Source organism: Roseateles sp. P5_B10 (assembly GCF_056400485.1).
In genome coordinates this window covers 1-6,463 of the sequence record NZ_JBFULE010000264.1, presented here as the reverse complement: position 1 = coordinate 6,463, position 6,463 = coordinate 1, and the positions used below count along the sequence as shown (strand labels likewise).

The 6,463-nt window shown below is 67.8% G+C and carries 7 protein-coding genes and 1 pseudogene; 5 read left to right on the top strand and 3 right to left on the bottom strand.

The features are described 5' to 3' along the window. The 3 genes from AC1DU6_RS16375 to AC1DU6_RS16365 all read right to left on the bottom strand — a co-directional run. On the bottom strand, positions 1 to 251 hold a 251-nt coding region (locus AC1DU6_RS16375), incomplete at its 3' end, for a Clp protease N-terminal domain-containing protein (RefSeq protein WP_477858338.1). Positions 252 to 364: 113 nt separating this feature from the next. After that, positions 365 to 730 carry a fluoride efflux transporter CrcB gene (crcB, locus tag AC1DU6_RS16370; protein ID WP_457324841.1) on the bottom strand — a complete coding sequence of 122 codons (366 nt, stop codon included), beginning with the start codon at positions 728 to 730 and terminating at the stop codon, positions 365 to 367. Further along, positions 727 to 1,200, bottom strand: a complete 474-nt coding sequence (locus AC1DU6_RS16365) for a molybdenum cofactor biosynthesis protein MoaE (protein WP_457324840.1) — start codon at positions 1,198 to 1,200, stop codon at positions 727 to 729. The genes crcB and AC1DU6_RS16365 overlap by 4 nt, the downstream gene beginning before the upstream one ends. Positions 1,201 to 1,312: 112 nt before the next feature. On the opposite strand from AC1DU6_RS16365, the gene AC1DU6_RS16360 reads away from it, so the two are divergent. The 5 genes and pseudogenes from AC1DU6_RS16360 to AC1DU6_RS16340 form a co-directional block, all read left to right on the top strand. Next, entirely contained in the window at positions 1,313 to 2,341 is a 1,029-nt protein-coding gene (locus AC1DU6_RS16360) for an SPFH domain-containing protein (protein ID WP_056195627.1), read from the top strand. Between the two features lie 250 nt (positions 2,342 to 2,591). Further along, positions 2,592 to 4,190 carry a DUF4178 domain-containing protein gene (locus tag AC1DU6_RS16355; protein WP_477858335.1) on the top strand — a complete coding sequence of 533 codons (1,599 nt, stop codon included), beginning with the start codon at positions 2,592 to 2,594 and terminating at the stop codon, positions 4,188 to 4,190. A gap of 284 nt (positions 4,191 to 4,474) precedes the next feature. Next, a complete protein-coding gene (locus AC1DU6_RS16350) occupies positions 4,475 to 4,696 on the top strand; it encodes a DUF350 domain-containing protein (protein ID WP_457326021.1) in 222 nt (73 codons plus the stop codon). 98 nt (positions 4,697 to 4,794) lie between these two features. After that, complete coding sequence (locus AC1DU6_RS16345; RefSeq protein WP_477858333.1) at positions 4,795 to 6,138, top strand: M48 family metallopeptidase; 1,344 nt, start codon at positions 4,795 to 4,797, stop codon at positions 6,136 to 6,138. Positions 6,139 to 6,280: 142 nt separating this feature from the next. Next, positions 6,281 to 6,463 (top strand): annotated as a pseudogene (locus AC1DU6_RS16340) (hypothetical protein); the annotation flags it as partial.

Genomic DNA, 6,463 nt, shown 5'->3' with positions numbered 1-6,463 from the left:
CGCCCGGCCTGCACGGTCTGGCCCGAGCCGCTGACCTGGGGCAGGCCAGCTATCAGGCCGTCCAGCGCCGTACGCAGGCCGCCGGCGTTGACGCCGGCGCGCTCCATCAGGGCGCGCGGGCCTTCATCCTGGGCCAGCATGGCCGCCAGCACGTGGACGGGCTCGATATAGGGGTTGTCGCGGGCCAGGGCCAGGCTCTGGGCCTCACCCAGGGCCTCCTGGAAGCGGGTGGTGAACTTGTCGGCACGCATGGTGGGAATCCTCCGGTTGCGAAGCCAAGTGGGCACAAGCCCTGCATTTTCAAGTCACAGTCTGGCGCCAGCGAGTGAAAGGCGGCTGTCGGACAGCGCCTCTTTGTCCTGGATCAAACGGCAGCGCGCATCAGCGCGAAACCCGCAGCCGCCGCGGCCAGCGCGCCCGTCACATGGGCCAGCGTGTGCGCCAGCGCCAGCAGGAATTCGCCGCGCTGCAACATGGCGAGTGACTCGCCAGAGAAGGACGAGAACGTCGTCAGCCCGCCGAGAAAGCCGGTCACCAGCAGCAACTTCAGCACTTCGTTGGGCTGCCGCCCGAACCACTCCAGCGCCATGCCGATCAGCAACCCGCCGACGAGGTTGACCAGCAGCGTACCGAGCGGGAAGCCCGTCCAGCGCGTGTTCAGCCACAGGCCGATCTGCCAGCGCGTCAGCCCCCCCATGGCCGCGCCGAAGGCCACCGCCAGCGTGTTCAAGAAGCATTCCCCGCCGCGATGCCCCAGCGCGCCAGCGCCTCGTCGTCCGCCACCCGGGCATCCACCCAGTGCGCGCCGTCCGGCGTGTGTTCCTTCTTCCAGAACGGCGCCTGGGTCTTCAAATAGTCCATCAGGAATTCGCAGGCCTGGAAGGCCTGCCCTCGGTGGGCGCTGGTGACGAGCACCAGCACGATCTGGTCGCGGGCCTGCAGGGTGCCGACGCGGTGGATGACCTTGGCGGCACGGATGTCGAAGCGGGCCATGGCCGCGTCGACCATGGCTTCGATGGCCGCCTCCGTCATGCCCGGGTAGTGTTCCAGCTCCATCGCCGACACTGCCGCGCCGCTGCTGTGCTCGCGCACGGTGCCGACGAAGGCGACGACGGCACCGACGCCGCCATCCCCCATCCGCAGGGCGGAGGTTTCGGCGCCGACGTCAAAGTCCCCGGACTGGATGCAAACTCTGGGCATGACAGAGATTCTCACCCTGGCGCGCGGTGAGATTCACATGTTTGGCCGTTGAAGTCTGAGCCCGCCGCCGGATACTTGCCCCTCATTTCTTCTCACGCAGCCAGGAATCGACATGGCCCTGATGGATTTCATCAAGAAACAGTTCATAGACGTCATCCAGTGGACGGAGGATGGCGATGGCGTGCTGGCCTGGCGCTTCCCGATGTCCGGCATGGAAATCCAGAACGGCGGCCAGCTCGTCGTGCGGGAATCCCAGGTCGCCGTCTTCGTCAACGAGGGTCAAGTGGCCGACGTCTTTGGCCCCGGCACCCACAAGCTGACGACCCAGACCCTGCCGGTGCTGACCTACCTCAAGAACTGGGACAAGCTCTTCGAGTCGCCCTTCAAGAGCGACGTCTACTTCTTCAGCACGCGCCAGCAGATCGACCAGCGCTGGGGCACCAGCCAGCCGGTCGCCATCCGCGACAAGGACTTCGGCGCCGTGCGCCTGCGCGCCTTCGGCAACTACGCCTACCGCATCCTGGACCCCAAGGTCTTCCACAGCCAGATCTCCGGCACGCGCGAGCGCTACACGGTGCAGGACCTGGACGGCCAGCTGCGTGGCCTGATGCTGCAGCACATCAGCGACGCCGTCGCCAGCAGCGGCACGCCCTTCCTGGACCTGGCTGCCAACCAGGTCGAGTTCGCTGCTGCGCTGAAGAACGCAACTGCCGAGTCCTTCTCGGCCATCGGCCTGGAGCTGATCTCGGTGACGATGCAGAACGTGTCGCTGCCCGAGGAGCTGCAGAAGATCCTCGACCAGCGCATCGGCATGGGCATCATTGGCCAGAACATGGGCCAGTTCATGCAGTACCAGGCCGCGCAAGCCCTGCCCGAGATGGCCAAGGGCGGTGGCGACGGCGGTGGCATCGCCGGCCAGGCCGTGGGCCTGGGCGCCGGCGTGGCCCTGGGCCAGACGCTGGCGCAGACGCTGGGCCAGGGCCTGGCCGGCGTCGGCACCGCAGCGCCCGCACCGGCGGCCAGCAAGCCCGAAGACATCGTCTCGCTGCTGGAAAAGCTCGGCGACCTCAAGGCCAAGGGCATCCTGACCGACGAGGAATTCGCCGCCAAGAAGGCCGATCTGCTGAAGAAACTTGGCTAGGGCCTGTGAACACTACGGCAGCAGACCGCGTTGTGGCCAGAAAGCCCGCGAGCAAGGCGCGAAACGAGGCTTGGGTAGGCCCCAAGCGAGGCTTCGCAACGCCGCGCGCGGGTTTTCTGGCCGCAACCCGCAGGGAAGGCCATCCGCCCGGGGCCACTCCGCGTTGCACCGCTTGCCCGCACATCAGTGCGGGCGGCGCGGTACGCCTTGATTGGCCCCGGGCGGATGGCCTTCGCGGCCTACTTCCGTAGTGTCCACAGGCCCTCAGGCGCCAGCCGCCCAGCGTCGCTGGCGTGCCGCCTGCCCCAACTGCGGCGCGCCGGTCGAGTTCGCGAGCGCGGCTTCTGCGAGTGCCGTCTGCGGCTTCTGCCGCAGCACCTTGCTGCGCGACGGTGAGGCGCTGAGCCAGATCGGCCAGAGCGCCGAGATCTTCGAAGACTATTCGCCGCTGCAGCTCGGCACGACCGGCCGCTGGATGGGCCGCAGCTTTGCCGTCGTCGGCCGCGTGCAGCGTGGCTCGGAGCTGGGCAACTGGAACGAATGGCATCTGTTCTTCGACACCGGTGCCGACGCACCCCGCGTGGCCTGGCTCAGCGAGGACAACGGCCAGTTCGTCCTCAGCCTGGAAGCGCCACTCGCTGAAGCTCCGCCCGAAGCCCCCGCCCTCGGCCAGCCGCTGACGCTGGCCGGCCAGCGCTGGCAGGTGGCCGCCATCGTCGAGGCGGCGCTGCGTGCGGCCGAAGGCGAGCTGCCACGGCCGCCCAAGCCCGGCTGCGTCATCGAGCTGCGCAACGACAAGGGCGAGGTCGGCAGCCTGGAATACCGCGACGGCCAGCCACCGGTCTGGTCCGTTGGCCGCAATGTGCTTCTCGCCGACATGGCCTTGCAGGGCCTGCGCACGACGGCCGAGGGCGAGTCGGTGGCAGAGGCCAAGTTCAAGGGCCGGGCCATCGCCTGCCCGAGCTGCGGCGCACCACTGGAGCCCAAGCTCACGCAGACCAAGAGCATGGTCTGCGCCCAGTGCAATGCCGTCGTCGACTTGCCGGAGGGCGAATCCAAGGCCCTGGGCTTCACCCCGCAGGATCGCGGCCTGCCGCCGCTGATCCCGCTGGGCCGCGCCGGCACGCTGGCCGTTGACGGCGGCAAGCCCGAAGCCTGGCAGGTCGTGGGCTACCAGGAGCGCTGCGACATCCCCGAGGACGCCGACGACGAGCAGAGCTTCTGGCGCGAATACCTGCTCTACAACCAGCTGGCGGGCTTTGCCTTCCTTGTCGACACCCGCGAGGGCTGGAGCCTGGTGCGCACCCTCACCGGCGCGCCCACCTCGGGCCGCGGCGGCGTCAGCTGGCAGGGGCGCGACTATGCGCAGCGCTGGGTTTACGGCGCCAAGACGACCCATGTACTGGGCGAGTTCTACTGGCCCGTGCGGCTGGAAGACCGCGTCCAGGTCACCGACTACATCACCCGCGACGGCCAATTCCTGCTGAGCCGCGAGCAGCAGGGCCCCGAGATCACCTGGAGCGGCGGCAGCCCGGTGCCGGCCGACACCGTGAAGACGGCCTTCAACCTGGTGGCACCGGCCGTCCAGTTCGCACGTGACACTTCCGCCTTCAAGAGCGGCGGCAACCTGCTGCGCAACATCATCATCGCCCTGTTCGTCATCGTGCTGTTGTTCGCGCTGATGCGCGCCTGCTCCAGCGACGACTGCCAGCAGTACAAGAACAGCTTTGGCGAGAACAGCAATGAGTACCGCCAGTGCCGCGCCAGTTCGCGCGGCAGCGGCGCCTATATCGGCAACAGCGGCGGCAGCTACGGCGGCTACAGCAGCGGTGGCGGCGGCCACAAATGAGGGCCTGTTCAGGTGGCGGGGATCGGATGCGTTGCCACTCAAAAGCCCGCGAGCAAGGCGCGAAACGAAGCTGGGGTAGCCCCCCAGCGAGGCTTCGCAACGCCGCGCGCGGGCTTTTGAGTGACAACCCTGCGGGAGAGGGTCTGCGCGGGCGCATGGCGTCGTTGCGCGCCTTGCCCGGGCACCCAGCCCGGGCTTCAGCGCGTCGCCTAGCCCTGCCCCCGCGCAGACCCTCTCGCACCGATCCCTGCCACCTGAATAGGCCCCACTCCTAGGAGAGCACCATGACCCTCGACTGGCTCAAGCCCGAAATCGTCCTCGGCTCCATGATGTACGCCATCATCGGCGTCGTCATCTTCTGGGTCTCCTTCGTCATCGTCGACAAGATCACGCCCTACAAGCTGTGGGAAGAGATCGTCGAGCACAAGAATGTGGCCCTGGCCATCGTCGTTGGCGCGATGTGCATTTCCATCGGCAACATCGTCGCGGCGGCCATCCACGGCTGAAGCCGTCCATCCTGCCCTGCACGCAGCCTGTCGCACGGCGCCTCCGGGTGCGGTGAGCGTCGCCACAATCGCGCGCCGCTTCAAATCAGGAGGCCTTGATGAAGACATGGTTGACCGCAGCCACCCTGGCGCTCAGCCTCACGCTGGCCCACGCCGCAGACGATGCTGCGCAGGCCCAAGCTCAAGCTCAAGCTCAGAAGGCCGATGCCACCGCCCAGGCCTCGGGCTTCAAGATCCGCCCCGTCGACGATGCCTGGCGCGCCGCCCTGCCGCGCGATGCCGAGGCCGCCACCCAGGCCTATATGGACCGGCTGCCCGCCGACGTGGTCGCCAAGTCCGATGCCTACTACACCGGCGGCTACTGGCTGCAGCTCTGGGAGATGCTGTTCGGCCTCGTCGTTGCGGCCATCCTGATGAGCGGGCGCCGCGCGGCGCGCCTGCGCGACCGGGCCCTGCGCGTCGGCGGCGGGCCGGTGCGGCGCGACATGCTGTTCGGCGCGACCTATGTGCTCGCCTCGGCCGTCATCACCCTGCCACTGGCCCTCTACAGCGGCTGGTGGCGCGAACAGGCCTATGGCATGTCGACGCAGACCCTGCTGGCCTGGCTGGGCGAGGCGGCTCTCTCACAAGGCCTCGACATGCTGATGATGGGCATCGTTGTCGCCGGGCTGTACGCCGTGATCCGTCGTGCCGGCGAGCGCTGGTGGATCTGGGGCACAGCCGCTGGCATTGCCGCCCTCATCGTGCTGATCGCCATCTCGCCCGTCCTCATCCAGCCGCTCTTCAACACCTACAAGCCGGTCGAGGACGGCCCCGTCAAGACGGCCGTGCTGCAGATGGCCCACGCCAACGGCGTGCCGGTGGACAACGTCTACGTCTTCGACGCCTCCCGGCAGACGACGCGCATCAGCGCCAATGTGTCCGGCATGCTGGGCTCGGCCGCCGTGCGACTGAACGACAACCTGCTGCGCCGCACCTCCGAGGCCGAGATCCGCGCCGTCATGAGCCATGAGCTGGGCCACTATGTGATGAACCACATGGCCAAGAACATCGCGATGCTGACGCCGCTGCTCTTCGTCGGCTTCGCCGTCGCGGCCTGGGCCATGAAGCGCCTGCTGGCGCGCTTTGCCACCGCCACCGGCGTGAGTCGCATCGACGACGTGGCCGGCCTGCCGATGCTGGTGGCCGTGTTCTCGATCTTCTTCACGCTCGCCATGCCCATCAACCACACCATCACCCGCGTCCAGGAGATCGAGGCCGACCGCTTCGGCCTGAACCTGTCGCGCGAGCCGCATGGCTTTGCCGATGCCCAGTTGCGGCTGGTCGAATACCGCAAGGCCGACCCCGGCGCGGTGGAAGAGTTCATCTTCTTCCACCACCCCAGCACCCGCCACCGCGTCTTGGATGCGATGCGCTGGCGCGAAGCGATGGGCACGCCGTGACGTGAAGCCCTCGTCCAAGGAGTACCTTGGCCGGTCTCCCGAGGGGACGGCGATGCTTGCGGTATTGAACCGCAAGCACATCGCCAGCGCGGGCCGGCCAGATGAACTGGAGTCGGATGGCCTCAATACAAAGACAACTGCAATGCCATCGACCCATGACTTCGCCGCACTGACCGCCAACGCCCTCGAGGACTGGACGCTGTTCGCCATCCGCTTTCACGACAAGCCAGGCGCCGGCGAATTGCGGCGCCAACTGCTGCAGGCTCATCTGGAATGGGTAGCCGCGAACGCCGCCCAGGTGCGCGCAGCCGGCTCACTGCGCGAA

What these genes read in the sequence shown, in the direction of transcription:
- AC1DU6_RS16365 (WP_457324840.1), bottom strand. Translation starts at nt 1,200, where the DNA reads ATGCCCAGAGTTTGCATCCAGTCCGGGGACTTTGACGTCGGCGCCGAA.
- AC1DU6_RS16360 (WP_056195627.1), top strand. Translation starts at nt 1,313, where the DNA reads ATGGCCCTGATGGATTTCATCAAGAAACAGTTCATAGACGTCATCCAG.
- AC1DU6_RS16350 (WP_457326021.1), top strand. Translation starts at nt 4,475, where the DNA reads ATGACCCTCGACTGGCTCAAGCCCGAAATCGTCCTCGGCTCCATGATG.
- AC1DU6_RS16345 (WP_477858333.1), top strand. Translation starts at nt 4,795, where the DNA reads ATGAAGACATGGTTGACCGCAGCCACCCTGGCGCTCAGCCTCACGCTG.